A 26,553-nucleotide genomic window follows, 5' to 3' on the forward strand; every position below is an offset into this window, starting at 1 on the left:
GCCCTCTAGTTCTTCTGTTGACCTGTAGCCGATTCCTCGACCAGGGTGACACTGCTTTGCTTTTCGCTCCATTCGCCCGAGCTATCCTCAATAACTTCAGTCACTTGAACTTCCGATTCGGTCACACTGGTGACCTTGCCAAAATTTACGCCCAAATGATTTCCGTTTTTTACGCGATGAAGGCTATTGTCTGGGGCTTTAATCAAGGCATACATCAATTTATTCTGTTGCAATGTACCCACCATCTTGAGTTTTTCCAACTCATAGGATTCGAGGGGCTCCTTCCGGCGATTTAAATCAGGCTGAAGCCCGCCACCACCCCCGACGTTAGTTGAAGCCTTCAACTTCCGTGGTTTGAATGGCTCTGGAAGTTCAAAAACCGTGTAAGCAAAGGGCTCATAGGGCTTGACCTCTGGCAAGGGGTCAACCTTGCCTCTCATACCCTGACCACCCTCACGCACAAATTGGTCAAGATCATCATGCTGATCTCCGCAACCAACTATTCCCACCAATAAGGCGGCTATGACCATCCATCTCATCACTTCGCCCCCCCCGCCTTTTTCTTGGCGTCAACTGCCGTTTTCTTCTGTGCACTTACTTCTTCTTCATCCAGATAACGATAAGTTTTAGCAACGCCATCCATCGCCAACCTACCATCTTTAGCCACGTTTATTTTGACATCATTCAGCGTCACAATTCTCGGCATCTGGGCAATATCGCTGGCAAAATTTCCCAGGTCGTGGTAGGCGCCCGTCACCTTGATCGTAACCGGTAACTCTGCATAAAATTCTGTGACAGATTCACTCGCAGCAGGTTTAAACAACTCAAACTCAAGCCCCCGACCCAAACCCGCTTGGTTGATATCCACCAGCAAAGCATCCATTTCGGATTTATTTGGCAGCTGCTTCAAAAGCGCTCCAAAAGCCTGGTCGATCTCTTTGAGTTGTTGACGGTAGGTATCCAGATTAATGGCCTGTTTCTTTTTAGCCAGGAAAGTTTCGCGCAGTTTTGATTCTTCCTGGCGAACTGTTTCCAATTGCTCCAATTGTCCGCTCCAGTCAAACCAATAACTCGCAAATACGACCGCAACCAAAAGCACCGCCAGCGCAGCCACTTTAGGTAGAACAGGCCAGCCGCCAACATCTTTAATATTCAGGGTTTTCAGTTCATCAAGGTTCATGCCTTCTTATCCTTGTTGTTTGAAGGCGAAGTTTTTTGCTCGTCAACACCTTCTGCTGGCTTGGGCGGCATAAGCTTGATGTTCAGAGAAAATTCACTGACCCGCAAACTATTCAGCATGACGGCCTTAGTCTCTATCAAACGCGGATCTTCAAGCCATTCCGATGAATCCAGATTGCGCATTAACGAAGCGACTCGCGCGTTGGACTGTGCGTAGCCGACCAAGTTGACAACATTATCTTTCTGCTCGATAGATTTCAAATAGACGCCATCGGGCAACTGCCGAACCAACTGATCAAGAAGATGCACCACCTGAGAACGATTTGCCTGAAGGGTTTCAACGACTTTCTTGCGCTCCAGGAGTGCTGTCGTTTTTTCCTTGAGCACCTTGATTTCTTCGATCTCCTTGTCCAGTTTGGCAATTTCAGCATTCAGGAATGCATTGCGCCCCTCCTGGTTGGATATCTTTGCGCCAAAATAGGAGTGCCCTGCCACCGCTATAACAGCACCAAGCCCCAAGGTAAGAGCAGCAAGTACAATAAATTGCTGCTGACGAGCGGCTCGTTTTTGTTCGCGATGCGGAAGAAGATTGATGCGGACTGTCATGAATCAAATCTCCGCAAAGCCAATCCGCACGCGATCATCAAGGCTGGTGCGTCGGCAGTCAGTTGTTTGGGTTTAATGCGGGAAGACAGCGCCATATTTGCGAAAGGGTTAGCAATCATGGTACTGACTTGGGTACGACTTGCCACGATCTCATCCAAGCCCTGAATCATGGCACAACCACCCGCAAGGAGAATGTGATCCACCCGATTGAACTGGGTAGAAGAAAAGAAAAACTGCAACGCCCGCGCCACTTCCAGAGCCAGCGTATCCATGAATGGCTGAAGCGTTTCCGGTTCGTAGGTATCGGGCAAACCACCTTGGCGCTTGGCAATATCCGCCTCTTCCGCCGACAAACTGTAGCGGCGCTGAATTTCTTGAGTCAGGTGATTTCCGCCAAAGCTCTGCTCACGTAAATACACGGACTGATTGTCGTGCAAGACGTTAATGTGCGTCATGGCCGCGCCTATATCAACAATGGCAACGGTTTGTCCTCGGCCACCCCCTGGAAGTTGCCGTGCAATCATGTCATATGCCAACTGAGTAGCATAGGACTCAATATCCATCACAAGCGGCTTGAGTCCAGCCGCCTCTGCAGTCGCAACCCGATCATCCACCTTTTCCTTGCGTGATGCCGCGATCAGGAGCTCGACCTCCTCTGGATTATTTGGGTTTGGACCGATAATCTGGAAATCCAGATTCACCTCATCCAACGCAAAAGGAATGTACTGGTTTGCTTCTGTTTCGACCTGAAACTCAAGTTCCTGATCACGCAATCCAGCCTGAACCACAATCTTTTTGGTGATGACGGCTGCCGAAGGGAGAGCCAGGGCAACGTGCTTGATACGCGTTCCCATCTTCTTCCATGCACGCCTGACTGTTTCGCCAACCACCTCCAGGTTAACGATATTGCCATCCACGACCGAATCCTTCGGCAGCAACTCGATTGCATAACGCTCAACGCGGTAAAGATCCTTCCCCGCTTCCGCAAGCTCGACCATCTTGACCGAAGAGGAACTGATGTCTACCCCAATGAGTGGCGGCGACTTGGCTTCCAGAAAATCGAATCGCAAGTAAATTTCCCCTTCCGCATGGCCCAGTTATAAACCGATACGTATAATTTACATTAAATGCTATCAGCAACTTTAGACAGTGTAAACAAATTTTGTGCGAGTTTTCTTTTTCTAAGGATTAACATCTATAATCAATATACTTACTTTATGCCCAATATTATAGAACATTTCAATTATGATCCTCCGTTGGTGGCGCTACGCACTTTTTGTAGTGCTCGCAAGTGGCCTGTTAGTGGCAGCTTTGGCCGCGCTGATTGTCAGTTTGATTTACCCCCAGTTACCTTCCCTGGAAATTCTGACCGACTACCGCCCCAAAATACCGCTCCGAATTTATACCGCTGATGGAGCGCTGATTGGCGAATTCGGGGAGGAGCGGCGTGCACTGATAAAAATCCAGGACGTTCCCAACACGATGCGCCAGGCGATTCTTGCCGCCGAGGATGATCGATTTTACCAGCACGGCGGAATTGACTACATGGGCGTGGTGCGCGCCGCCATAGCCAACCTTACCGCTGGCGGTGCGCGCGAAGGCGCAAGCACAATCACCATGCAGGTTGCGCGTAATTTTTTCCTCTCCAGCGAAAAGACTCTGACTCGCAAACTGAGCGAAGTGATGCTGGCAATGAAAATCGAACACAACCTCACCAAAGACCAGATTCTGGAACTCTATATCAACCAGATTTACCTTGGACAGCGCTCATATGGTTTCGCCGCAGCGTCTCAGCTTTATTTTGGGAAACCCCTTGCCCAACTGAGTGTAGCCGAATCGGCCATGCTCGCCGGCCTCCCCAAAGCACCTTCACGCTACAACCCGGTGATTAACCCCAAGCGCGCCAAAATTCGTCAGCAATATGTTCTGAAGCGTATGCATCACTTGCACTTTATCAAGGACAGCGAATTTCAGGCCGCGCTGCAACAACCTCTGCGCATAAAACACGATGCGCAAACCGCTGAAGTCAGCGCCGATCACATCGCCGAGCTGGTTCGCCAGAACCTGTTTGAACGCTACCAGGATCAAATCTACAGCAGCGGGCTAAAAGTCTATACCACTCTGCGCCGTGCTGATCAGGAAGCCGCCAACCAAGCATTGCGTCAAGGCGTCCTGGATTATGACCGGCGTCATGGCTACCGTGGCCATGAAGGCTTCATGGATATACAAAAAAATGGGGCTTCCACAGGAGAAGTCGCAGAGAAGGCGCTTGAAGACCTGGACGTCGTTTCCGGTCTGGAACCTGCCATTGTGATTGATGCAAGTCCCAAAAAAATTCTGGCCTACAACAAGGAAGCGGAAAAAATCGAAATCAGCGGGGATGGCTTGCGCTTCGCACAAAAACATCTGGTAGCCAATGCGGAAAACAAACAACGTATTCGCCGTGGATCAATCATCAGGGTCATTCGTGACAGCAAAAGACAGTGGCAGATTACACAACTACCCCAGGTGGAAGCCGCTCTGGTCTCGGTTGACCCTCAAGATGGCGCCATATTGTCCATGGCGGGCGGTTTTGACTTCACTCGCAACAAGTTCAATCATGTTACCCAGGCGTGGCGCCAGCCAGGATCAAGCTTTAAGCCCTTCATCTATTCTGCCGCGCTGGAAAAGGGCTTTACCCCGGCCACGATAATCAACGACGCCCCGCTTTCCCTGCCAGGCGGAAGTGCTGGCGAGCCGTGGGAGCCCAAAAATTTCGATGGTGCTTATGCTGGCCCCATCAGGCTGCGCACCGCCCTGACCAAATCCAAAAATCTGGTTTCCATCCGCATCCTGCAATCCATCACGCCAGAATATGCCCAGGATTACATCACCCGCTTTGGTTTTGATGCTGCTCAGCACCCCCCTTATCTCACCATGGCTCTGGGTGCCGGTTCTGTCACACCGCTGCAGATGGTGGCGGGTTATTCCATTTTTGCAAATGGAGGTTATCGCATCCAGCCCTATTTCATTGACCGAATCGTTGATTCCCGTGGAAAAATACTCGCCCAGAGCAAGCCCACGCGCGCGGGAGAATCGGCAGAGCGCGTGATTGACCCACGCAACGCCTTTATCATGACCAGCCTGATGCAGGACGTGGTTCGCCAGGGCACTGCCACCAAGGCCATGCAACTGGGTCGCCATGACCTGGCAGGCAAAACCGGCACAACCAATGATCAGATTGATGCCTGGTTTTGCGGTTTCAATTCCAAACAGGTTGCGGTTGCCTGGATCGGGTTTGATCGCCCGCGTTCACTTGGCGGCAACGAAACAGGTGGACATGCAGCCTTGCCAATCTGGGTCAGTTACATGGGGAAAGCATTAAAGAACGTTCCGGAGAGCGAGCACCCCGTACCGGAAGGTATCAGCATCATCAAGATCAACCCGCAAAACGGCCAGATTGACGATACCGGCATGCCTGAATTTTTCTATCAGGAATTCCCTCCCCCTGCTCAGAGCATGTGGGATACATGGGGCGACGAATCAGGCAACATCATGGGTGGCAAGAGTACCGAAGAAATCAAGGATCAACTGTTCTAACCGCCCGTGCATCGTGCGAACAACAACAACAACAACCACCCACAGCATGCTCAAGAACCACAACCAACAGCACCGTCAAATGCGCGAATTAATCGCACAAGCCGCGGCCCGCATGATCGCGGAGGACGGCATTCAGGACTACGCCCTGGCCAAGCGCAAGGCGGCACGCCAGCTAGGAGCAGCGGACACCCACAGCCTTCCCTCCAATGCCGAAGTGCAGCAAGCCCTGCGCTTGCACCAGGGCTTGTATCAGAAAGATGAGCAGGCACTCCGATTGAAGCGATTGCGAACCGAGGCGCTGAGTACCATGCACCTGCTGGAACGCTTCAATCCTTACTTGACCGGTTCAGTACTGTCAGGCACCGCCACACGCCATTCAGATATCAACCTCCATCTCTTCACCGACAATGCCAAGGAAGTCGAGCTATTTTTGCTCAACCGCAACATGCCCTACGAAACGGGAGAAAAACGCTTCAGGCTGAACGATGACGCCGTCTCGGTTCCATCCTTTACACTTCAGGGCGAAACGGGTGAGATCAGACTGGCAGTTTTCGCAAGCGAGGATTTGCGCAGGTCAGCGAACGACCCGGCAGAAGGCAAGCCTCTGGAGCGGGCAAAAATCAAGCAAGTGGAAGCACTCCTGATAGTGGATACTGATCCAGAACTCTAATCACGAGCCTTCGCTGGAAAGCATCAACATTATCAGGCAAAATGATGGCGTTACAGTGAATTTCAAACAAATGGGTTCAAGATCCGGTCTGAACCAAAAATCAAGCACACAGATAATCGGATGGCAAACCAGCCCCCCCTGAAAACCGAAGCTGTCCCTGATGTCAGCAACTACATGATTCATTCCAGGATGGAGATTATCTACATCCTGCGTGCGCTCCAGCACAAGAATGAACTTGTCACCGCATATTTCAATCAGGGGCAGGATTTTCTCCTGACCTCCATTATCGATGTCGATTCAGACAATGGTGCGGTGATCTTCGACTATGGCGCCAATGAACTGATCAACAAACGGATACTGGAAAGCGACAAGATTATCCTGGTCACCACACAGGATAAGGTAAAGGTGCAATTCGTGACTGGCCGCATGCAGCAGATCGAGTATCTTGGCCGCCTCGCCTTCAGGGCGACTCTTCCCGGCGAACTCCTGAAACTGCAACGGCGCGAGTATTACCGCCTTGCCACGCCGGTAATCAACCCTCTCAAATGCTCAATGCCCAAGCAGGGCAAGGGCATGATTGATGCCATCATTGCCGACATCAGCCTCGGAGGCATTGCGATTACACATTACAGGGAACACCTGCAGCTTGAAATAGGCGACAACTTCAACGCCTGCCGTATCATTTTGCCAGACATGGGAACTGTCACCACAAACATCGAGATTCGCAATGAACAGGAAATCACGATGAAGAACGGCTCAAAAATTCACCGGGCCGGCTGCATGTTTATTAACCTTCACTCAAGCCAGCAAGCCATGATCCAGCGTTACATCATCAAACTGGACCGCGAACGCCGTTCCATTCTTTCGCCATAGTTCCTAGCGCTAATGCAGTTCAGCCCTCTTTCAGCCAGCGCGCCGCATCCAGGGCAAAATAAGTCAGAATTCCATCCGCCCCGGCGCGCTTGAACGCCAGCAACGATTCCAGCACGCAGGCCCTCTCATTCAGCCAGCCATTCTGGGCGGCAGCCTTGAGCATGGCATATTCACCACTGACCTGATAGACGAAGGTAGGCGCCTTGAACTCATCCTTCAAGCGCCGCACGATGTCCAGATAAGGCATGCCCGGCTTGACCATCACCATGTCCGCCCCTTCAGCCAGATCCAGCCCCACCTCCCACAAGGCCTCATCGCTGTTGGCCGGGTCCATCTGGTAAGTGTATTTGTTGCCGCCGCCCAGGTTGGCGGACGAGCCCACCGCATCGCGAAACGGCCCGTAAAAACTGGAGGCATATTTGGCCGAGTAGGCCAGAATGCGGGTATGGATGAATTGCTCCGCGTCCAGCGCCGCCCGTACTGCACCAATGCGGCCGTCCATCATGTCCGAGGGCGCAACCACATCCGCGCCGGCGGCGGCATGAACCAGCGCCTGACGTGCCAGAACCGCCACTGTTTCATCGTTCAGGACATAGCCGTCCGCATCAATCAAGCCATCCTGGCCGTGGCTGGTGTACGGGTCCAGCGCGATATCGGTAATCACGCCCAATTCCGGGAAGCGCTGTTTCAAAGCCCCTACCACACGCGGCACGAGGCCGTCCGGGTTATAGGCTTCCGCCGCGTCAAGGCTTTTCAGCCCGGCATCAATAACGGGGAAGATTGCCAGCGCCGGCACGCCCAGTTCCAGGCACTGCTCGGCCTGGCGCAACAGGTGGTCCAGCGTCTTGCGCTCAACTCCCGGCATTGAGGCCACTGCTTCAATTCGGTCACTTCCATCCAGCACGAAAACCGGATAAATCAGATCAGCACTGCTGAGTTGGTTTTCGCGCATCAGGCGGCGGGAGAAATCATCACGCCGCATACGGCGCATGCGCTTGGAGGGGGATTGGCCTAGAGTTTGCATGATCAGGAAAATTCCGGATTAGGGGGTAAATTCAGTCGAAAGCATTTCTATTTTAACGAGTTTATGCTCGATTCGGGTGAGACTTCTGCCGCCATTGCCTGAGTGCTGTCAGACGCGCCTGATACACATGGTCCCGAATCTGGTCCGGGTCCGCGCATTGCTTTGCCACCGCCCCGGCATCCACTGCGGAAACAACGCCAAGCCCGCGGCGCAGCACATCCGCCGGCAGGAAATCCTGTTGTTCGAAGCCTGCCCGGCCACAGAAATCAGCCTCGCATGCCTGCAGAAAAAGTTCGAAACGCTGAGGCTGGCGTAGCGCATCGGTGTCATGAAGGAGTTTCAACAGCGTTTCAGCCCGCAACTCCTCGGCACGATGAACCATGCCGTGAAAGCGTGCCGTCACCAGCGCCAGGTCACGGCACGCATTGGGCACTCTCAGGCGTTCGCACAGCGGCTTGATCAGTGCGGAGCCGCGCTGCTCATGTGCAATATGGCGCGGCCATTCTGCCCGAGGCGTCGTGCCCTTGCCAAGATCATGCGTCAGTGCGGCAAAGCGAACCTCCAGCGGATATGCGCGGGAAGCCGTACAGTCAAGCACCATCATGACATGGATGCCGGTATCGATTTCCGGATGATACTGGGCTGGCTGGGGCACCCCGAACAAGCAGTCGAGTTCGGGCAGGATGCGCGCCAGGGCTCCGCATTCACGCAGCACATGGAACATGCGCGACGGCTGGCGTTCCATCAGGCCCTTGGCGAGTTCCTGCCACACCCGTTCGGGAACCAGTGCATCTACCTCACCATTCCTGACCATTTCCCGCATCAATTCAAGTGTTTCAGGTGCAATGGAGAATTGCCAGAAACGCGCCGCGAAGCGTGCCACGCGCAAAATCCGCACGGGATCTTCGACAAAGGCCTGGCTGACGTGACGCAGAATACCCGCCCGGATATCACTCACGCCATGATAGGGGTCAATGATGCCGCCCGCGTCATCCCGGGCAATGGCATTGATGGTTAGATCGCGCCGGGCAAGATCCTGCTCCAGGGTCACTTCCGGCTCGGCATGCACCTGGAAACCCTTGTAACCCCTGGCCGTCTTGCGCTCGGTACGGGCAAGGGCATATTCCTCATGGGTCCGGGGGTGAAGAAAAACCGGAAAATCCTTGCCCACCGGCCTGAATCCCAGCTTCGCCATCTCCTCGGGGGTGGCGCCCACCACTACATAATCCCGGTCCTGCACCGGCAGGCCAAGCAGTTCGTCGCGCACCGCACCGCCGACCTGGTAGACCTGCATTGCGAATCAGCGGCCTGCCGCAGAGCGAAAGCCCTGATAGCAATGCGATTGGGAAAGATAATCCGGCGCCACGGCTTCCAAAGCACTGGGCTTGATATCAAAAATCTTCGGAAATTCGCAGGTGCAAACGGCATCAACCTGCATCGAGTAATAGTTGTCGCGCGTCATCAGCCTGGGGCCCGGCATCCATTCCATCAGCAATGCCATCAGATAAGACAATTGCGGGCAAAGATTGATGATCTTGCGGTTACGGCCAGTCAGTTTTGCAACCAGATCGACCAGTTCGCGCAAAGTGTAAACCTTGGGGCCACACAAATCATAGGCGCGCCCAAAAGTGGCCTGGTTATTGATGCTCGCCACAAAAGCCTGAGCTACGTCATCGACATGCACCGGCTGAAACTTCACGTCCGGGCTGGCCAGCGGCAGCACCGGTGCAATTTTCAGCAAGCCGGCAAACATATTGATAAAGCTGTCCTCGCGCCCGAAAATGACGGAAGGCCGGAACACGGTCACAGCCAATCCATGGCCATTCGCAGATTTTGGCCCGTTGAGGTACCAGTTTTCATTTTCGTTGAGCCGCATGCCGGCATCACGCACAATAGCCTCGCCCAAGCCCTTGGATCGAAGATAGGCGCTCGGCCCATTGGGATCGGCATTGAGTGCGCTCATATGCAACAGCCGCTTGATTCCCGAAGCCGCGCAAGCGTCAACAATCTTGCGTGGCAGCTCCACATGCACTTCCTGGAAACCCCCGCGCCGTGCCATGGGTTTGCCCACCCGGCTGGTTTTATTCTCATGCAGCATACCCACCAGATTAATCACGGCATCCATGCCGGAAAAATGGCGATTTAATTCAGATGGGTCAAAAATGTTGGTTTCGACCACTTCCACCGTGGGCAGGACAGAAATATTCTTGGCATGATCGCGCTTGCTGGTCAGAACGCGAACCGCATACCCCGCCATTTCCAGCTTGTTCACCAGATGGGTGCCAACAAAACCACCACCGCCCAGGATACAGATCTTCTTGATATTCATAACGTTATTACCGCTTTCTTGAGAAAATGCCCACCCCGGTTCTGATCGCCATTCGAAATGTCATCATGTCCAAACCGGGTTTTTATAATAAGGATTCTAGCCTGATACCCATTGTCCGTCACGGATCGCAGGAAGGGCTCCGCTCATCCGGATTCTGGCATTCGTTATTAGCGCCCTTCCCCGCAATCGTCCCCAGGCGCTGCCTCAGGGTTACGACCTGGCGCTCAAAGCGATTCGCATAATAACTGGCATTGCTCATGACCTTCTGGACATATCCACGGGTTTCCGAGAATGGGATGGATTCAGCGTAAATTGCGCCCTCCAGGGCTTTCTCATCCTTCCAGCGCCGTGCGCGCGTTGGCCCTGCGTTGTAGGATGCCGTGGCAAGCACCGGCTGGCCATCATTGGTATCGAGTACATACCTCAGATAATAGGTACCAAAGGAAATATTGGTATCGATCTGGTTGACCAGGCTCTGGCGAAAATGCTTCATGCCCATCCGGCCGGCAATCCATTTGGCCGTTGCCGGCATCAGTTGCATCAGGCCGGAAGCGCCCACGCTGGAGCGCGCCTGCTGCACGAAACGGCTTTCCTGCCGGATCAGGCCATACACCCATGCCTCATCCAGCCCGTGTTCCTGGGCATAAACCTGCATCAATTCGCGGTGAGGCGCCGGATAGCGCAGACTGAAATCATGCAGACTCCGGGTTTTGTCGGCGGTATTGATGGCACGATCAAGCCAATTGTTGCGCTTTGCCAGTTCTGCGGCTGCCAGTAGTTGCGCATCACCGAAATTTCGGCTCGACCACATCCATTCACGATTTGCCTCGGTTCTCTGGTCGAGCCGGTAGAGAGCCAGCGCACGCTGGATGCCTGGAATCGCCCTGACTTCGCGGATATCCTCCTCACTGGTTTCATAGGTGGGATGCGGATTGCTGACGACCGCACCCAGCTCCTCAAGCGCCATCTGACCATAAAAATTATGCTCGAGCGACAGGGGCGCCAGAATCGCATTGGCATCGCCCGTCTTGCCGCCAGTCTTGAGCCCGCGAGCCTTCCAGTAACGCCAGGCGCCCTGGTTCTGCATAGCCTCGGGCATCGCCGCAATCCCGGACAACACCTGCGGCCAGTCCTGCGCCCGCAAGGCCGCACGAACGCGCCATGTCAGCTGGAGCTCGTTCATGGGCGTATCACCCGCTTCACGGAACCACTGCATTGCGACAGGCTCATGCCGGCGCGCAGCATGAAAAGCCATCTGCCCCCAAACATAACGCTGCTCCTCCGGGCTGAACTGAGGCTGCAGCCGGTTCCAGTAAGGCAGCGCAGCCATTGGCTGGCTGCGTGCCAGACGATAAATGGCAAACATCGTCAGTTCCCGCTCGGCACGGCCTTGAGGAGTGGCGCCCACCGCATCCAGAAACCATTGTGGATTATCAGCTACCTTTTCCACTGCACCGAAACCAGGTTTTTGCGCCACGGGCAAATCCTCTGCCGACTGCCGTGCCACGCTGATGTTCCCCAGCTCCAGCGCAAGCCGGATGCGAGCCCAGACATCCTCCCCCCTCAACTCTTCTGCGGCCATCATGGCCTCAAACACCGGCCGGCACGAGGCGGCAGTTTCCGTCCCGCTCAACCATTGTTTTCGGCCCTCCTGAAATACATCCGCATCTCCGCGCTGCAACCTGGCCTGCAAGGCAAAACAGGAAAGCTCTGCATCATTGTTGGCATTCAGCAAGGGATACTCTTCCAGGAATAGCGCCCAATTCTGCTGCTTCCCCAGAATTTTCAGCCAGTCGGCACGCAACCTGCCTGCTAGGTATGAATCCGCATCGGCCGCAATAAAGCCCCGCACCTCTGCCGCACTGGCAAGCTTGAGACGCATCAGAAGCTGGTAATAATTCAGATAAGGTGCCAGGGGATGATTCCCAAGACGTTTTGCTGCCAGATTCAGGCGCGCGGCATCCCCCTTTCGAAATGCATCGCGTCCCGCGAGAAATTCATCATCAGCGCTGCTGGCTGCCGCATTCGTCAAAGAAAACAGGCACAGGGAGAAAAACAGAAATATCGATTTTAGCATCATGAAATACTTGCATCCTGGTGCGGCTGCGCGATAGACGCAAAGGGTGTCTTGACTGATCTTGAGAATAGCACGGATGCCATGACCGCTATAACGCGCGGGGCAGACCCAGGGCAAAAATTCAAGCCTGACGCCGCGCATCCGCCCAGTTGTTTGGGGTTTCGTACAAGCGCACCTGTTCCAGGCGAAGGTGGTTGGCGTAGCGATCAACGTAGGCCTCGTCAAGCATGCGAAACGCAGTCTCGGCAAGATTTTCCGCTGTAGGTACCACGTCCAGGATCACCGTCTTGTGTCCAGGCAAGCCTGCAAGAAAATCCACGACCTCGATGTCCCCCTGGTAAGCCAGAAAGGCATGATCCCACTGCTTGACCACGACCTCTTGAGCGATGGCTTTTACTTCGGAGAAATCCATCACCATTCCCTTTTCGGACAGGCCCTCGATATCAATAATCTGACCCGACAGGGTAATCTCGATCGCATAACGATGACCATGAAGATGCCGGCACTGGCTGTTGTGGTTGGGGATGCGATGGCCGGCATCGAACTCCAGTCTGCGGGTAATCAGCATGAAATAGCGCGCTCCGAAAAGGTCGTTGATTATAGCATTCTTGCCCGAGGCGGCGTTCAGTGGTTCAATCGTCTCATGACTCAGCGCCCGACACCTCTCAGCACACACGACCACAGCCGCGACAGCGCCGGACTGACCTATGTATATCCGGTTATCTCGCGTCGATCTGGTGGAATATCCCTGGGCATCAACCTGAACCCCAACAACGCCTGCAACTGGCGCTGCATTTATTGCCAGGTGCCGGATCTGCAGCGTGGCAGCGCGCCGCCCGTTGATCTGCCCCTGCTGGAGAAGGAACTGCGTGAGTTTCTGAAGGAGTTGCTGCACGGCAACTTCATGGCCGGGCATTTAGCCCCCGAAGCGCGGCGCCTGAAAGACATCGCGCTTTCCGGCAATGGCGAACCGACCAGCGCTACGGAGTTCGAACAGGTGATCGAACTGGTAGCGAAAATCATGGGTGAATTCAGCCTCACCGGCCACATCAAACTGATCTTGATCACAAATGGCAGCCTTGTGCACCGGCCAAACGTGCGCAGAGGTCTCAAGCGAATGGAAAGCCTGAATGGGGAAATCTGGTTCAAACTGGATAGCGCCACTCCAGAAGGGCGATTGCGCATTAATCATAGCCGCCAGAAACCTGAAACAGTCATGGCCAACCTGCGTACCGCGGCCAGTCTGTGCCCCACCTGGATTCAGACTGCGGTTTTTGCCCTCGACGGCCAACCGCCGGAGGCAAGCGAACGCGAAGCCTATCTGGGATTTCTGTCACACGCCATGGATCTCGGCATCCCGTTGCGAGGGGTGTTGCTGTACGGCCTGGCACGCCCTTCCATGCAGGCTGACGCGCCTCGGCTGACGCCCCTGACCCAAAACTGGATCGACGCCTTGGCCGCAGATATCAGGGCGCTGGGGCTGGAGACAAAAAGCAGCGCTTAATGTGCTTCTCCAGCCTTGTGGGTAGAACGCACAGCTTTCTTCATGCTTTTATAAAGATCGGCATGAGACTGCTTCATATATTCCACAATCTCGAAATCTTCGCGCTTGACCTTGGTCAGATCGACATGCTCCATATGCACCAGGCGCAGCAACTCGCGCACCGGCTTGGGCATATCCCGGCCGCTCTCATAGCGTGACCCGCCACTCTGTGTCACACCAATCTTGGTCCAGAACTCCTGCTGATTCATACCCAGTTTGCGACGAATCTCGCGTGGATTGGCAACCTTGTCAAAAAGTTTCATGGCTTCACACCCCTATTAAGCAAATGATTTAAATGAGTTCTTCGGATCAAGCCGAAAATGACATGAAAATATTACCACAGAATAATGGTTTCCCCTATAGACAGAATAAAATTTTTCGTTATATGGGTGGTACATATCTACCACTACCCCCTTCCTGACAAGGCATCAACCCCCTCGTTTTCCTTAAGCAAATAGGCTAAAATCACCAATTTTTGCAGAGCTTTAAAATGGCACTGATTGTACAAAAATACGGTGGCACCTCGGTTGGCGACCCTGAGAGGATCAAAAACGTCGCCCGTCGCGTCGCCCGCTTCCAGAATATGGGACACCAGGTCGTGGTAGTAGTTTCCGCCATGAGCGGCGAAACCAACCGCCTCATTGCACTGGCCAAATCGGTTCAGATCCACCCCGACCCGCGTGAGCTGGACGTCATGATTTCGACCGGCGAGCAAGTCACCATTGCTCTTCTCGCCATGTCGCTCAAGGAAATCGGCCTCAAGGCCAAAAGCTATACCGGCGCGCAGGTCCGCATCGTGACCGATAACGCTCACACCAAGGCGCGCATTCTCTCCATCGACGAGAACAGCATCCGCAACGACCTGAACGAAGGGCACGTAGTGGTGGTCGCCGGCTTCCAGGGCGTGGACGAGAACGGCAACATCACCACGCTGGGCCGCGGCGGATCAGACACCACGGGCGTTGCGCTGGCAGCCGCGCTCAAGGCGGACGAATGTCAGATCTACACCGATGTGGACGGCGTATACACCACCGATCCGCGCATCGTGCCGGAAGCGCGCCGCCTCGAAACCATCACTTTTGAAGAGATGCTGGAGCTGGCCAGCCTGGGCTCCAAGGTATTGCAGATTCGCTCGGTTGAGTTCGCCGGAAAATACAAAGTAAAACTGCGCGTGCTATCCAGCTTTGAAGAAGGCGGAGACGGCACGCTGATCACATTTGAGGATGACGACAAGATGGAAAAAGCGATTATTTCGGGCATCGCCTTTAACCGCGACGAAGCCAAAATTACCGTGCTGGGCGCACCTGACAAGCCCGGCATCGCCTATCAGATCCTGGGCCCGGTGGCCGAAGCCAATATCGATGTGGACATGATCATCCAGAATGTCGGCGCTGATGGCAGCACCGACTTCACCTTTACCGTTCACCGCAACGAATACGCCAAGGCTATTGAAATTCTCCGGAATGTTCAGACTCATATCGGTGCGCGCGAAATCAGCGGCGACGACAAAATTGCCAAGGTATCGGTAGTCGGTGTCGGCATGCGCTCGCACGTCGGCATTGCCAGCGCCATGTTCCGCACTTTGGCCGAGGAAGGCATCAACATCCAGATGATCTCCACTTCCGAAATCAAGATTTCGGTAGTAATCGACGAGAAATACCTGGAACTGGCCGTACGCATCCTGCACAAGGCGTTCAACCTTGAACAGAGCGGCTCCCCGCTCCTGGCGTAAGACAAGCCTCCCCAAAGAGGGGCCTTGCGCCCCTTCTTTTTTGCTCGTCACCTCTGTATTATGAATTTCGTTAACCAGACATCCTCCAGCCCATGAAAACCATTTTTCTTGATTTTGAGCAGCCGATCGCCGAGCTAGAATCAAAGATCGAAGAACTGCAAAATGTCCACGACGATTCGGATCTGGATATTTCGGAAGAAATCTCTCGCCTGAGCAAGAAAAGCCAGACGCTCTCCAAGGACATCTACAGCAAGCTTGGCGCCTGGCAGGTTTCTCAGGTGGCGCGTCACGCACAGCGCCCCTACACGCTGGATTACCTGCAGAATATTTTTACCGACTTTGAAGAACTGCATGGCGACCGTGCCTATTCCGATGATCCTGCCATTGTCGGCGGACTGGCGCGCTTTGACGGCCAGTCAGTCATGGTAATCGGCCACCAGAAAGGCCGCGACACCAAGGAAAAGATTTACCGCAACTTCGGCATGCCCCGCCCGGAAGGCTACCGCAAGGCACTACGCCTGATGCGCATGGCTGAAAAATTCGGCATTCCGGTAATGACCTTTATCGACACGCCCGGCGCCTACCCAGGCATTGGCGCCGAAGAACGCGGGCAGTCCGAAGCCATCGCACGCAACCTCTACGTCATGTCAGAACTGCGCACCCCAATCATCTGCACCATCATCGGCGAAGGCGGCTCCGGTGGCGCCCTGGCGATCGGGGTCGGCGATGTCACCCTGATGCTGCAATTTTCAAGCTACTCTGTGATTTCCCCTGAAGGCTGCGCATCGATCCTGTGGAAGAACGCGGACAAGGCCCCCGAGGCGGCCGAAACCCTGGGCATCACCGCCAACCGCCTCAAATCACTGGGACTGATCGACAAAATTGTCAGCGAACCCATCGGCGGCGCCCACCGTGACCCGGAAGCCATGATGCAGACCCTCAAGAAAGCGCTGCAGGAAAGCATGAACCAGATTCAGGCAAACCCTTCTCTGGACGAATTGCTGAAAGCCCGTTATCAGCGACTGATGAGCTATGGCAAGTTCAAAGAAACTGCCTGATGATCTCGCCACTCAAGTTGCACAAGCTTTAAGCCCGCGGGTTCATCCCGGCCAGCATCTCACCCTGGGCCTTTCTGGCGGCCTGGACTCCGTGGTGCTGCTTGACCTCCTGGCGCAACTGCGACAGCCCCTGCAATTCCGGCTTTCTGCCACTCACGTCAACCACCAGCTCAGCCCCCAGGCCGGAGACTGGGCGGCCTTTTGTTCCATGCTTTGCGAGGCTTATGCGGTTCCGCTGGACATTGCCGTGGTGCAAGTTCCATTCCAGCCCGGCGACAGCCTGGAAGCGGCTGCCCGCGCCGTACGTCACGAAGCGTTAAACCACGCCGCTACTGATTTCATTGTGCTGGCCCACCATCTTGATGACCAGGCGGAAACCCTGCTGTTGCAACTCCTGCGCGGCTGCGGCGTGGAGGGTGCCAGCGCCATGGCCGAACAGAATAACCGGCTGCTTCGGCCACTCCTGAAAATATCCCGTGCCCAGCTTGAGCTATATGCCCGCCACCGAGGCTTGAATTGGGTGGAAGACGAAAGCAATCTGGACACCCGTTTCGACCGCAACTTCCTGCGCCACCGTGTGCTGCCGGTACTGGCGGACCGCTTCCCGGCCTATCGCGAAACGCTCCTGCGCGCCAGCCGCAATTTTTCAGAAAGCGCCCTGTTGCTGGAAGAACTGGCTGCCCATGATGCGCGCGCTGCAATACATGAAAAAAAACTTTTCGTGCCAGCGCTCGCGCACCTTTCCTGGCCGCGCGCAAAAAATCTGCTGCGCCACTTCCTTAAACTGCACAACATTGCCGCGCCCAGCGCAATACGCCTGGAAGACATGCTGAATCAGTTACTGAGCGCAAAACCGGATGCCAGGATAAAAATCCAGCTCGGGTCCTTTGAACTGCGCCGCTTTCTCAACCGGGCCTGGGTGATTCCGGCATTACAACAACCCGGCCAAGGCCTGAGTTACGTCTGGCAAGGCGAAAGCGAAATCGAACTGAGTGCGCTGCGGGGCACCTTGAAATTCTGGCCCGTCCAGGGCCAGGGAATCAGCCGGGCACGGCTGGAACAGGGCCCCGTCACCCTGCGCCTGCGTCAAGGCGGCGAACGCCTGCAACCCGACTGCAAACGACCGCAGCGGAGCCTGAAAAACCTCTTTCAGGAAGCGGGCATTCCGCCCTGGAAACGCCAGACTTTGCCATTACTCTTCAGCGGCGAAAGCCTGGTCGCCGGACTGGGCATAGGAATAGCCTGCCCCTTTCAGGCACACCCTGACGAAGCGGGCATCATGCTTGAATGGCAAACTGCGGACAACGTGTAAATATCGAACCTTCCGCCAGCCTATTTGCGAAAAGCGGTTTTAAACCGGTGAAGCCAATGGACGCAAAAGCAATTTCATAATTCTGTAACATTTCCGCCATAAACTGCGTGCACTTTCTGATTCTGCCAACATTAAACTAACAGGAGTCATTCATGAAACTGCAATTTGGCCGTACCCTGATCGCTGCTGCAGTGCTCTCCATGAGCACCTCCGTCTTCGCCGCCGATATCACCGGCGCCGGCGCGACTTTCCCCTACCCGATTTACGCCAAATGGGCTGACGCCTACAAGAAAGAAACCGGCATCGGCATGAATTACCAGTCCATCGGCTCCGGTGGCGGCATCAAGCAGATCAAGGCCAAGACCGTGGATTTCGGCGCCTCTGACAAACCCCTCAAACCGGAAGAGCTGGAAAAAGCCGGCCTAACCCAGTTCCCGACCGTGATGGGTGGCGTGGTGCCGGTCATCAATGTGGACGGCATCAAGGAAGGCCAGGTCAAACTGACTGGCGCAGTGCTGGCCGATATTTTCCTCGGCAAGGTCAAGAAATGGAACGATCCGGCTATCGCCAATCTGAACAAGGGTGTTGCCCTGCCTGACAGCGACATCACCGTGGTGCATCGCTCCGACGGTTCCGGCACGACCTTCCTGTTTGCTGACTACCTGAGCAAGGTCAGCCCGGAGTGGAAAGACAAAGTGGGTGCGGATGCTTCCGTGGCCTGGCCTGTTGGTACCGGCGGCAAGGGCAATGAAGGCGTGGCAAACTTCGTCAAGCAGATCAAGGGGTCGATCGGCTACGTAGAAGCGGCTTACGCCAAGCAGAACAAAATGAACTACGCCCAACTGCAAAACAAGGATGGCGTATACGTCATGCCCACCGAGGACAACTTCAAGGCTGCCGCCGCCAACGCCCAGTGGGACAAGGCTCCCGGCTTCTACGAAATCCTCACCAACGAGCCGGGCAAGAACAGCTGGCCCATCACCGGCGCCACCTTCATCCTGATGCACAAGTCCCAGGACAATCCTGCACAGGCCGCCAATGTGCTGAAGTTCTTTGAGTGGGCCTACAGCAAGGGCGACAATATGGCGCTGGAACTGGACTACATTCCGATGCCTGACAGCGTGGTAAAGCTGATCCAGGGTTCCTGGAAAGCCAATATCAAGGCCGCGGACGGCAAAGCAGTGTACTAACAAGCCAAGACACCAGCAAGAAGAAGGCCGGGCAATGCGGTACTGCCCGGCCTGACACGTGCATTATGACCCTGAACCATTTCCAGCTTGTGTTTGCAGCAATGCTGGAAATGCTTCAGAGCCATGTTTTTAAGCGCGGCAAATTGCCGCACTTAGCGCGGAACCTTAAATTAGCTATAATCGTTCGTTCAGAAAAACCAAAGCAGCGCATTTTTCAAGCCTGACAAAGCCAAACGATGTCAAATATATACTCCGCAGCGACACTGAAAAGACAGCATCTGTTTGACCTGATTTTTCGCAACACCACGTGGTTGTTTGCCTTTTTGGTCTTCTCAATTCTCGCCGCCATCATTGGCTCTCTGGTAATCGGCAGCATGCCGGCGATCAAGGCCTTCGGTTTCGGTTTCCTGTTCAGTTCCGAGTGGAATCCCGTCACGGAAAAGTTCGGCGCCCTGGTGCCGATCATCGGTACGCTGGTAACCTCGATTATTGCGCTGTCGATCGGCATCCCGATCAGCTTCGGTATCGCCCTGTTTCTTACGGAAATGTCCCCTCCCTGGCTACGACGCCCTCTCGGCACGGCAATCGAACTGCTGGCCGGGATTCCCAGCATCATTTACGGCATGTGGGGCCTGTTCGTGTTCGCCCCGCTGTTCGCTGAATACGTTCAGCCCTGGCTGCGTGGTATTTTTGGCGACATCCCGCTGATCAACCTGCTGTTCGATGGCCCATTCATGGGCATCGGCGTGCTGACCGCCGGCATCATCCTGGCCATCATGGTGATCCCCTTCATCGCCGCCGTCATGCGCGACGTGTTCGAGATCGTGCCGCCCATGCTCAAGGAATCGGCCTATGGCCTCGGCGCCACCACCTGGGAAGTCGTGTGGAACGTCGTGCTGCCCTACACCAAGATCGGCGTGGTCGGCGGCATCATGCTTGGCCTTGGCCGCGCGCTGGGCGAAACCATGGCGGTCACTTTCGTTATCGGCAACGCACACCAGCTGCATGCCTCTCTTTTCATGCCCGGCAACAGTATCGCCTCGGCACTGGCCAATGAATTCACCGAAGCAGAGGGCGAACTCTATACCGCGGCCCTGATCGAACTCGGCCTGATCCTGTTCTTCATCACCTTCATCGTGCTGGCTTGCGCCAAGATTCTGCTGATCCAGCTCAAGAAACGCGAAGGCAAGGTCACTTAGGACACATCATGGTCTCCATTTATACCCGCCGTCGCATCATCAATGCCTTTAATCTCTCAGCCTCCATGCTGGCTATGGCATTTGGCCTGTTCTGGCTGACCTGGATTTTGTTTACCCTGTTCCAGAAAGGCCTGGGCGGCATCGGCATTGCCATATTCACCCAGATGACCCCTCCTCCGGGCGGGACCGGCGGCCTGCTCAACGCCATTGCCGGCAGCGTGGTGATGGCCACCCTCGCCACCCTGATCGGCACCCCGATCGGCATTATGGCCGGCACCTATCTGGCCGAATTCGGACAACGCGGCTGGCTCGCCCCCACCACCCGTTTCATCAACGATATCCTGCTGTCCGCGCCATCGATCGTGATCGGCCTCTTTATCTATGCGGTTTATGTCGCCAATGTCGGCCATTTTTCCGGCTGGGCCGGGACGCTGGCCCTTTCGCTGATCGTCATCCCGGTCGTGGTGCGCACCACCGAGGATATGTTGCGCCTGATACCGGACAGTCTGCGCGAAGCGGCTGCCGCCCTGGGCGCGCCGCAATGGAAAGTGGTGACGCTGGTAACCTGGCGCGCCTCCAAGACCGGCATGTTGACCGGCGTATTGCTGGCGGTTGCGCGCATCAGCGGAGAAACCGCCCCGCTGCTGTTCACGGCACTCAACAACCAGTTCTGGAGCGCCGACATGAACAAGCCCATGTCCAATTTGCCCGTGGTCATATTCCAGTTCGCCATGAGCCCATACGAAGACTGGCAGAAGCTGGCCTGGGCCGGGGCGCTGCTGATCACGATGGGCGTGCTGGGCCTGAATATCGTGGCGCGCGTGCTGTTCCGCAAAAAAACATCGTTTAATTAAAAACTGAGATGAGCATGAACCATCCGCACTCGATCGCTCCCAAAATCACCGTCCGCGACCTGAATTTTTACTACGGCAAATATCAAGCGCTGAAATCCATCAATCTGGATATTCCGGAGAAGAAAGTCACCGCCTTCATCGGCCCTTCCGGCTGCGGAAAATCCACCCTGCTGCGCGTCTTCAACCGCATGTACCAGCTCTACCCCGGCCAGGAGGCCAAGGGTGAAATCATGATGGATGGCGCGAACATTCTCGACAAAAAGCAGGATCTCAACATCCTGCGGGCCAAAATGGGCATGGTATTCCAGAAGCCGACGCCCTTCCCGATGTCGATTTTCGACAATGTCGCATTTGGTGTGAAACTGTATGAAAGCCTCAGCCGCCGCGACCTGGCGGAGCGGGTCGAATGGGCGTTGCGCAAGGCCGCATTATGGGATGAAGTAAAGGACAAGCTGAGCCAGGGCGGCACCAGTCTCTCGGGCGGCCAGCAGCAGCGCCTGTGCATCGCGCGCGGCATCGCGGTCAAACCGGAAGTGGTGCTGCTCGATGAACCCGCATCGGCACTCGACCCGATCTCCACCGCGCGCATCGAAGAACTGATCTTCGAGCTCAAGGAGGACTACACCATCGTTATCGTGACGCACAACATGCAACAGGCTGCGCGCGTATCCGACTACACCGCCTACATGTACCTTGGCGAACTGATCGAGTTTGGTGATACGGACACCATCTTCACCACGCCCAAGCAGAAGGCCACCGAGGACTACATTACGGGCAAGTTTGGCTGACCCCCGCCCTTTTCATTACCCTGCGCGCCCGCGTCCATAACTGGAGCGGGCGTTTTTGTATTTACTGCCGCAGAATTGCCAAGCTGCGTGAAGCGAGCGAAGGCGTGGCACTGACCAATCAGGCCACGAACGCATTATCAGAGATTAATGCCGCTGCAAAACGAGCCGCGAACTTCATGGCGCCAGCCAGGGCATTGCACGCAAAGTGGAATGAATTTCGACCATGGCAGAAAGCAATTCACGCCCGATCACCAACCAGCCGGGCGCCGTTTACAGCCTCAAGGACCTGGCAAGCCATTTTGAGCTAACGGCGGCGCAGTTCCAGACTTAAGCGAGTCATGAGCCAGCGGATTTGCGTACCGCTGCGGACAGGGTTTCCGCCCAGTGGCGAACTTTTTCCTCATCCCGGCCTTCCACCATCACCCGCAACAGGGGCTCGGTGCCAGATGGCCGCAACAGCACCCGTCCTTCTCCATCCAGGGCCTGCTCGGCCTGTGCCAGCACTTCCTGGAGCGGAATGCAGGATTTGAAATCGAAATCTTTTTCAACCCGCACGTTGATCAGAATCTGCGGATATAGCACCAGCTCTTGCGTGAATTCGGACAGGCTCTTGCCGCTCAGCTTGAGCGCCTCCAATACCTGCAAGGCCGAAATGATGCCATCCCCGGTGGTATGACGATCAAGACACAGGATGTGTCCGGAGTTCTCGCCGCCCAGGAACCAGCCTCGCTCCTGCATGAGCTCCAGCACATAGCGATCACCCACTTTGGCACGTGCAAACGGGATGTCCAGCCTTGCCAGGGCGTGCTCCATGGCCAGATTGGTCATCAATGTGCCGACCACTCCGCCTTTGAGGAACCCCTGCTCCTGGCGAAATTTTGCGATTGCATAGACCAGTTGATCGCCGTCGAACAGTTTGCCGGAACGATCCGCCATCATGACCCGGTCGCCATCACCATCCAGCGCAATGCCAATATCAGCGCCATATTCCAGAACCGCGGAACGCAATGCCTCTGGCTTGGTGGAGCCGCAATCCTGGTTGATATTCAGGCCATCCGGCTGGTTTCCCACCGCGATCACCTCTGCGCCAAGTTCATGAAAAACCAGGGGCGCAACGTGGTAGGTTGCACCATGGGCGCAATCCACCACGATCTTCATACCGCGCAGATCCAGTTCATTGGGAAAGGAGCTCTTGCAGAATTCGATGTAGCGCCCGGCAGCATCGTTCACCCGCTTCACCTTGCCCAGCTGGGCCGAAGGCATGGTGCGCATCGGTTGTTCGAGCTCGGCCTCGATTGCCAGCTCGATTGCGTCCGACAGCTTGTTGCCGCTGGCGGAAAAGAATTTGATGCCGTTATCCTCGAACGGATTATGCGATGCCGAAATCACCACCCCGGCCTGGGCGCGCAGGGCGCGGGTGAGATAGGCCACGCCGGGCGTTGGCATGGGGCCGAGCAAAAGCACGTCCACGCCGGCGGCAGACAGGCCGGCTTCCAGCGCCGACTCCAGCATGTAGCCGGAAATACGCGTGTCCTTTCCGATCAGCACGCTGGTGCGCTCTCCCTGCCCTGCCTGCGCCAGAACACGCCCTGCCGCATAACCCAGGCGCATGACGAAATCTGGTGTTATGGTTGTCTCACCTACCTTGCCTCGTATCCCATCCGTGCCGAAATATTTCCTGCTCATCTCACTCTCCCAATGCGCTGACGATCCGCAGCGCTTGTCTGGTTTCTTTCACATCATGCACCCGCAAAATATTTGCGCCTTTCATGGCCGCAATCATGGCTGCGGCAACACTGGGCACCATTCTTTCTTCTACCGGCAAGCCGGTCAACAAACCCAGCATCGATTTGCGCGATAGCCCGGCCAGCAGCGGTACGCCCAGGCTGGTGAAAGCATCCAGCCGCTTCAACATGCAAACATTATGTTCCAGGGTCTTGCCAAAGCCGAAACCCGGATCGATCAGCATGCGATTACGCTGGATGCCGGCCCGTTCCGCAGCGGCAATACGCTCGCCCAGAAAGGTCTTCACCTCAGCCACCACATCCTGATACAGGGGGCTGTGCTGCATGGTTCCGGGTTGACCCTGCATGTGCATCAGGCATACCGCGACGCCGGATTCCGCCACTGCCTGCAGGGCACCTTCGGCGCGCAGTGCATTAACGTCATTGATCATGTCGGCACCGGCCCGAATCGCCGCACGCATGACTTCAGGCTTAAGGGTATCCACCGAGAGCGGCACACCACAATCGCTCAAGCCTTCGAGCACGGGCAGGACACGCTCCAGTTCTTCCTCGATGCCAACCGCCTGCGCACCCGGGCGGGTCGATTCACCGCCGATATCGAGCAGGTCAGCACCCTGTTCCACGAGCAGCCTGGCGTGCTGGATAGCACGTGCGGAGGAATGGAATTGGCCGCCGTCCGAAAAGGAGTCAGGCGTGACATTGACGATGCCCATGATGAGAGGGCGATCCAGGGAAAGGGTGAAGCGGCCGCAGTAAAACATGTGAGGAGTGAGGAGTGAGGAGTGAGGAGGAAATTCAGTGGAGGTTTTACCCCTCACCCCTTACTCCTCACCCCTCACTCTTATCAGGCTTCCTGTGCCGGCGCATGGGTACTGGTTGCCGGTGCGCTGGGCGTATGGTCCTGGGGTGGTGGAGTCGCACTGCCCTGACTTGGCTTGGGCGGGCGTGGTTCCTTGCCTTCCATGATATCGCCGATCTGCTCGGCATCGATGGTTTCCCATTCCAGCAGGGCTTTTGTCATCGCCTCGATCTTGTCGCGGTTGTCCTCGATCAGCTTGCGCGCCAGGGCGTACTGCTGATCGATGATGCGGCGGATTTCCTTGTCCACCTGCTGCATGGTGGCTTCGGAGACATTCTTGTGCGTGGTTACCGAACGGCCAAGGAACACCTCGCCTTCATTCTCGCCATAGACCATCGGCCCCAAGGCATCGCTCATACCCCACTGGGTCACCATGCGCCGCGCCATTTCAGTAGCGCGTTCGAAATCGTTGCTGGCGCCGGTGGTCATCTGCCCCATGAACACTTCCTCGGCAATGCGCCCGCCAAACAGCACGGCAATGTTCTGCAGGATACCCTCACTATTCAGGCTGTAGCGATCCTCGACCGGCAACTGCATGGTCACGCCCAGAGCGCGTCCACGCGGAATAATGGTGACCTTGTGTACTGGGTCGGTCTTCGGTAGCAGGCGCGCCACCACGGCATGGCCGGACTCGTGGTAAGCCGTATTCCTGCGCTCTTCTTCCGGCATCACGATGGAACGGCGCTCGGCGCCCATGATGATCTTGTCCTTGGCCTTCTCGAAATCATCCATGTCTACCAGACGCTTGTTGAAGCGAGCAGCAAACAAGGCCGCTTCATTCACCAGATTGGCCAGATCCGCGCCAGACATGCCTGGTGTGCCGCGAGCAAGGATATCTGCCTTCACATCGGGCGCAATCGGCACCTTGCGCATGTGAACCATGAGAATCTGTTCGCGACCACGGATGTCCGGCAAAGGCACCACTACCTGACGGTCAAAACGGCCTGGACGCAGCAACGCCGGGTCCAGCACATCAGGCCGGTTGGTCGCGGCGACCACGATCACGCCCGAAGTGCCCTCGAAGCCATCCATTTCCACCAGCAACTGGTTCAGGGTCTGTTCGCGTTCGTCATTGCCGCCGCCCAGGCCAGCGCCGCGCTGACGGCCAACGGCATCAATCTCGTCAATAAAGATGATGCAGGGTGCATTTTTCTTGGCCTGTTCGAACATGTCGCGCACACGTGCTGCACCAACGCCCACGAACATTTCAACGAAATCGGAACCGGAAATACTGAAGAACGGCACTTTTGCTTCACCAGCTATCGCCTTCGCCAGCAGGGTTTTACCCGTACCGGGATTGCCCACCATCAGCACTCCGCGCGGGATTCTGCCGCCCAGTTTCTGGAATTTGCTCGGGTCGCGCAGGAACTCGACCAGTTCAGAGACTTCTTCCTTGGCCTCATCGCACCCCGCCACATCGGCAAACGTCACGGTATTGGTCGCCTCATCCAGGAGACGAGCCTTGCTCTTGCCGAAGGAAAATGCGCCGCCCTTGCCGCCGCCCTGCATCTGGCGCATGAAGAACACCCATACGCCAATCAGGAGCAGCATGGGGAACCAGGAAATAAAGATATTCATCAGAAAAGAAGACTCTTCCTCCGGCTTGGCCTCCACCACCACGCCGCTCTTGAGCATGTCGGAAACCAGCCACGGATCGGAAGGCGCATAAGTCGTGAAGCGCTTGCCATCGGTGGTCACGCTTTTAAGGACATGACCTTCAATGGTCACCTTGGCAATTTTCCCGCTTTTTACTTCATCGATAAACTGGGAATATTCTATCTGGCTCTGCGCTGTCTGCCGCGTACCGAACTGGTTGAAAACAGTCATCAGCACCAGGGCGATCACCAGCCAGATAGCTATATTTTTCATCAGATTGTTCAAGCTAATTCCTTGGAAAAATGCATAATTTCGTTCAATTTTAAACGCTTTGCCTGTA

General features: G+C 55.6%; 24 protein-coding genes. 11 read left to right on the top strand and 13 right to left on the bottom strand.

Features of this window, described 5'->3' with window-relative positions:
• Positions 1 to 5: 5 nt before the first annotated feature.
• From WC392_02875 to WC392_02890, 4 genes are read right to left on the bottom strand one after another with little or no spacing between them, the layout of a single operon-like run.
• The gene (locus WC392_02875; GenBank protein MFA5241300.1) at positions 6 to 530 is read right to left on the bottom strand and encodes a pilus assembly protein PilP; all 525 of its coding nucleotides are present in this window, start codon (positions 528 to 530) and stop codon (positions 6 to 8) included.
• 8 nt (positions 531 to 538) lie between these two features.
• On the bottom strand, positions 539 to 1,180 hold the full coding sequence (locus tag WC392_02880) for a type 4a pilus biogenesis protein PilO (GenBank protein ID MFA5241301.1): 642 nt from the start codon (positions 1,178 to 1,180) through the stop codon (positions 539 to 541).
• Positions 1,177 to 1,785, bottom strand: coding sequence for a PilN domain-containing protein (locus WC392_02885; protein MFA5241302.1), 609 nt, complete (start codon positions 1,783 to 1,785; stop codon positions 1,177 to 1,179). Before WC392_02885 ends, WC392_02880 begins: the two co-directional genes overlap by 4 nt.
• A complete protein-coding gene (locus WC392_02890; protein ID MFA5241303.1) occupies positions 1,782 to 2,855 on the bottom strand; it encodes a pilus assembly protein PilM in 1,074 nt (357 codons plus the stop codon). Before WC392_02890 ends, WC392_02885 begins: the two co-directional genes overlap by 4 nt.
• A gap of 175 nt (positions 2,856 to 3,030) precedes the next feature.
• Between WC392_02890 and WC392_02895 the strand changes: the two genes are divergently transcribed.
• The 3 genes from WC392_02895 to WC392_02905 all read left to right on the top strand — a co-directional run bounded on the left by WC392_02895 (position 3,031) and on the right by WC392_02905 (position 6,907).
• On the top strand, positions 3,031 to 5,364 hold the full coding sequence (locus tag WC392_02895; protein ID MFA5241304.1) for a penicillin-binding protein 1A: 2,334 nt from the start codon (positions 3,031 to 3,033) through the stop codon (positions 5,362 to 5,364).
• A 79-nt stretch (positions 5,365 to 5,443) separates the two neighbouring features.
• Positions 5,444 to 6,034 (top strand): hypothetical protein, encoded by a 591-nt coding sequence (locus tag WC392_02900; protein MFA5241305.1) that lies wholly within the window; start codon positions 5,444 to 5,446, stop codon positions 6,032 to 6,034.
• Between the two features lie 120 nt (positions 6,035 to 6,154).
• The gene (locus WC392_02905; GenBank protein MFA5241306.1) at positions 6,155 to 6,907 is read left to right on the top strand and encodes a flagellar brake protein; all 753 of its coding nucleotides are present in this window, start codon (positions 6,155 to 6,157) and stop codon (positions 6,905 to 6,907) included.
• 19 nt (positions 6,908 to 6,926) lie between these two features.
• On the opposite strand, the gene hemB is transcribed toward WC392_02905, so the two are convergent.
• From hemB to queD, 5 genes are all read right to left on the bottom strand, one after another.
• Positions 6,927 to 7,931 carry a porphobilinogen synthase gene (hemB, locus tag WC392_02910; protein ID MFA5241307.1) on the bottom strand — a complete coding sequence of 335 codons (1,005 nt, stop codon included), beginning with the start codon at positions 7,929 to 7,931 and terminating at the stop codon, positions 6,927 to 6,929.
• 61 nt (positions 7,932 to 7,992) lie between these two features.
• On the bottom strand, positions 7,993 to 9,225 hold the full coding sequence (locus WC392_02915; protein ID MFA5241308.1) for a multifunctional CCA addition/repair protein: 1,233 nt from the start codon (positions 9,223 to 9,225) through the stop codon (positions 7,993 to 7,995).
• Between the two features lie 6 nt (positions 9,226 to 9,231).
• The gene (locus WC392_02920; GenBank protein MFA5241309.1) at positions 9,232 to 10,260 is read right to left on the bottom strand and encodes a complex I NDUFA9 subunit family protein; all 1,029 of its coding nucleotides are present in this window, start codon (positions 10,258 to 10,260) and stop codon (positions 9,232 to 9,234) included.
• Positions 10,261 to 10,378: 118 nt separating this feature from the next.
• Positions 10,379 to 12,340 carry a transglycosylase SLT domain-containing protein gene (locus WC392_02925; GenBank protein ID MFA5241310.1) on the bottom strand — a complete coding sequence of 654 codons (1,962 nt, stop codon included), beginning with the start codon at positions 12,338 to 12,340 and terminating at the stop codon, positions 10,379 to 10,381.
• Positions 12,341 to 12,458: 118 nt separating this feature from the next.
• Complete coding sequence (gene queD / locus WC392_02930; protein MFA5241311.1) at positions 12,459 to 12,905, bottom strand: 6-carboxytetrahydropterin synthase QueD; 447 nt, start codon at positions 12,903 to 12,905, stop codon at positions 12,459 to 12,461.
• A 75-nt stretch (positions 12,906 to 12,980) separates the two neighbouring features.
• Between queD and WC392_02935 the strand changes: the two genes are divergently transcribed.
• Positions 12,981 to 13,841 carry a radical SAM protein gene (locus WC392_02935; protein MFA5241312.1) on the top strand — a complete coding sequence of 287 codons (861 nt, stop codon included), beginning with the start codon at positions 12,981 to 12,983 and terminating at the stop codon, positions 13,839 to 13,841.
• On the opposite strand, the gene WC392_02940 is transcribed toward WC392_02935, so the two are convergent.
• A complete protein-coding gene (locus tag WC392_02940) occupies positions 13,838 to 14,143 on the bottom strand; it encodes a helix-turn-helix domain-containing protein (GenBank protein MFA5241313.1) in 306 nt (101 codons plus the stop codon). The two genes, WC392_02935 and WC392_02940, sit on opposite strands and share 4 nt — an antisense overlap.
• A 227-nt stretch (positions 14,144 to 14,370) precedes the next feature.
• On the opposite strand from WC392_02940, the gene WC392_02945 reads away from it, so the two are divergent.
• The 7 genes from WC392_02945 (at position 14,371) to pstB (ending at position 22,013) form a co-directional block, all read left to right on the top strand.
• Positions 14,371 to 15,612 carry an aspartate kinase gene (locus tag WC392_02945; GenBank protein ID MFA5241314.1) on the top strand — a complete coding sequence of 414 codons (1,242 nt, stop codon included), beginning with the start codon at positions 14,371 to 14,373 and terminating at the stop codon, positions 15,610 to 15,612.
• A 92-nt stretch (positions 15,613 to 15,704) separates the two neighbouring features.
• Positions 15,705 to 16,670, top strand: a complete 966-nt coding sequence (locus WC392_02950) for an acetyl-CoA carboxylase carboxyltransferase subunit alpha (GenBank protein ID MFA5241315.1) — start codon at positions 15,705 to 15,707, stop codon at positions 16,668 to 16,670.
• Positions 16,645 to 17,982 carry a tRNA lysidine(34) synthetase TilS gene (gene tilS / locus WC392_02955; GenBank protein MFA5241316.1) on the top strand — a complete coding sequence of 446 codons (1,338 nt, stop codon included), beginning with the start codon at positions 16,645 to 16,647 and terminating at the stop codon, positions 17,980 to 17,982. Before WC392_02950 ends, tilS begins: the two co-directional genes overlap by 26 nt.
• Before the next feature lie 152 nt (positions 17,983 to 18,134).
• A complete protein-coding gene (gene pstS, locus WC392_02960) occupies positions 18,135 to 19,172 on the top strand; it encodes a phosphate ABC transporter substrate-binding protein PstS (protein MFA5241317.1) in 1,038 nt (345 codons plus the stop codon).
• A 236-nt stretch (positions 19,173 to 19,408) separates the two neighbouring features.
• The gene (gene pstC, locus WC392_02965) at positions 19,409 to 20,371 is read left to right on the top strand and encodes a phosphate ABC transporter permease subunit PstC (GenBank protein ID MFA5241318.1); all 963 of its coding nucleotides are present in this window, start codon (positions 19,409 to 19,411) and stop codon (positions 20,369 to 20,371) included.
• 8 nt (positions 20,372 to 20,379) lie between these two features.
• Complete coding sequence (pstA, locus tag WC392_02970; protein MFA5241319.1) at positions 20,380 to 21,225, top strand: phosphate ABC transporter permease PstA; 846 nt, start codon at positions 20,380 to 20,382, stop codon at positions 21,223 to 21,225.
• A gap of 14 nt (positions 21,226 to 21,239) precedes the next feature.
• Entirely contained in the window at positions 21,240 to 22,013 is a 774-nt protein-coding gene (gene pstB, locus WC392_02975) for a phosphate ABC transporter ATP-binding protein PstB (protein MFA5241320.1), read from the top strand.
• Between the two features lie 336 nt (positions 22,014 to 22,349).
• Here pstB and glmM read toward each other — a convergent pair whose 3' ends face one another.
• From glmM to ftsH, 3 genes are all read right to left on the bottom strand, one after another.
• Positions 22,350 to 23,699: a phosphoglucosamine mutase gene (gene glmM / locus WC392_02980; GenBank protein ID MFA5241321.1), complete on the bottom strand. Its 1,350-nt coding sequence runs from the start codon at positions 23,697 to 23,699 to the stop codon at positions 22,350 to 22,352.
• Position 23,700: 1 nt separating this feature from the next.
• Positions 23,701 to 24,519 carry a dihydropteroate synthase gene (gene folP, locus WC392_02985; GenBank protein ID MFA5241322.1) on the bottom strand — a complete coding sequence of 273 codons (819 nt, stop codon included), beginning with the start codon at positions 24,517 to 24,519 and terminating at the stop codon, positions 23,701 to 23,703.
• Positions 24,520 to 24,602: 83 nt separating this feature from the next.
• Positions 24,603 to 26,498, bottom strand: a complete 1,896-nt coding sequence (gene ftsH, locus WC392_02990; protein MFA5241323.1) for an ATP-dependent zinc metalloprotease FtsH — start codon at positions 26,496 to 26,498, stop codon at positions 24,603 to 24,605.
• Positions 26,499 to 26,553 lie beyond the last annotated feature (55 nt).

The sequence above is a fragment of the Sulfuricella sp. genome, from assembly GCA_041651995.1.
GTDB lineage: Bacteria > Pseudomonadota > Gammaproteobacteria > Burkholderiales > Sulfuricellaceae > Sulfurimicrobium.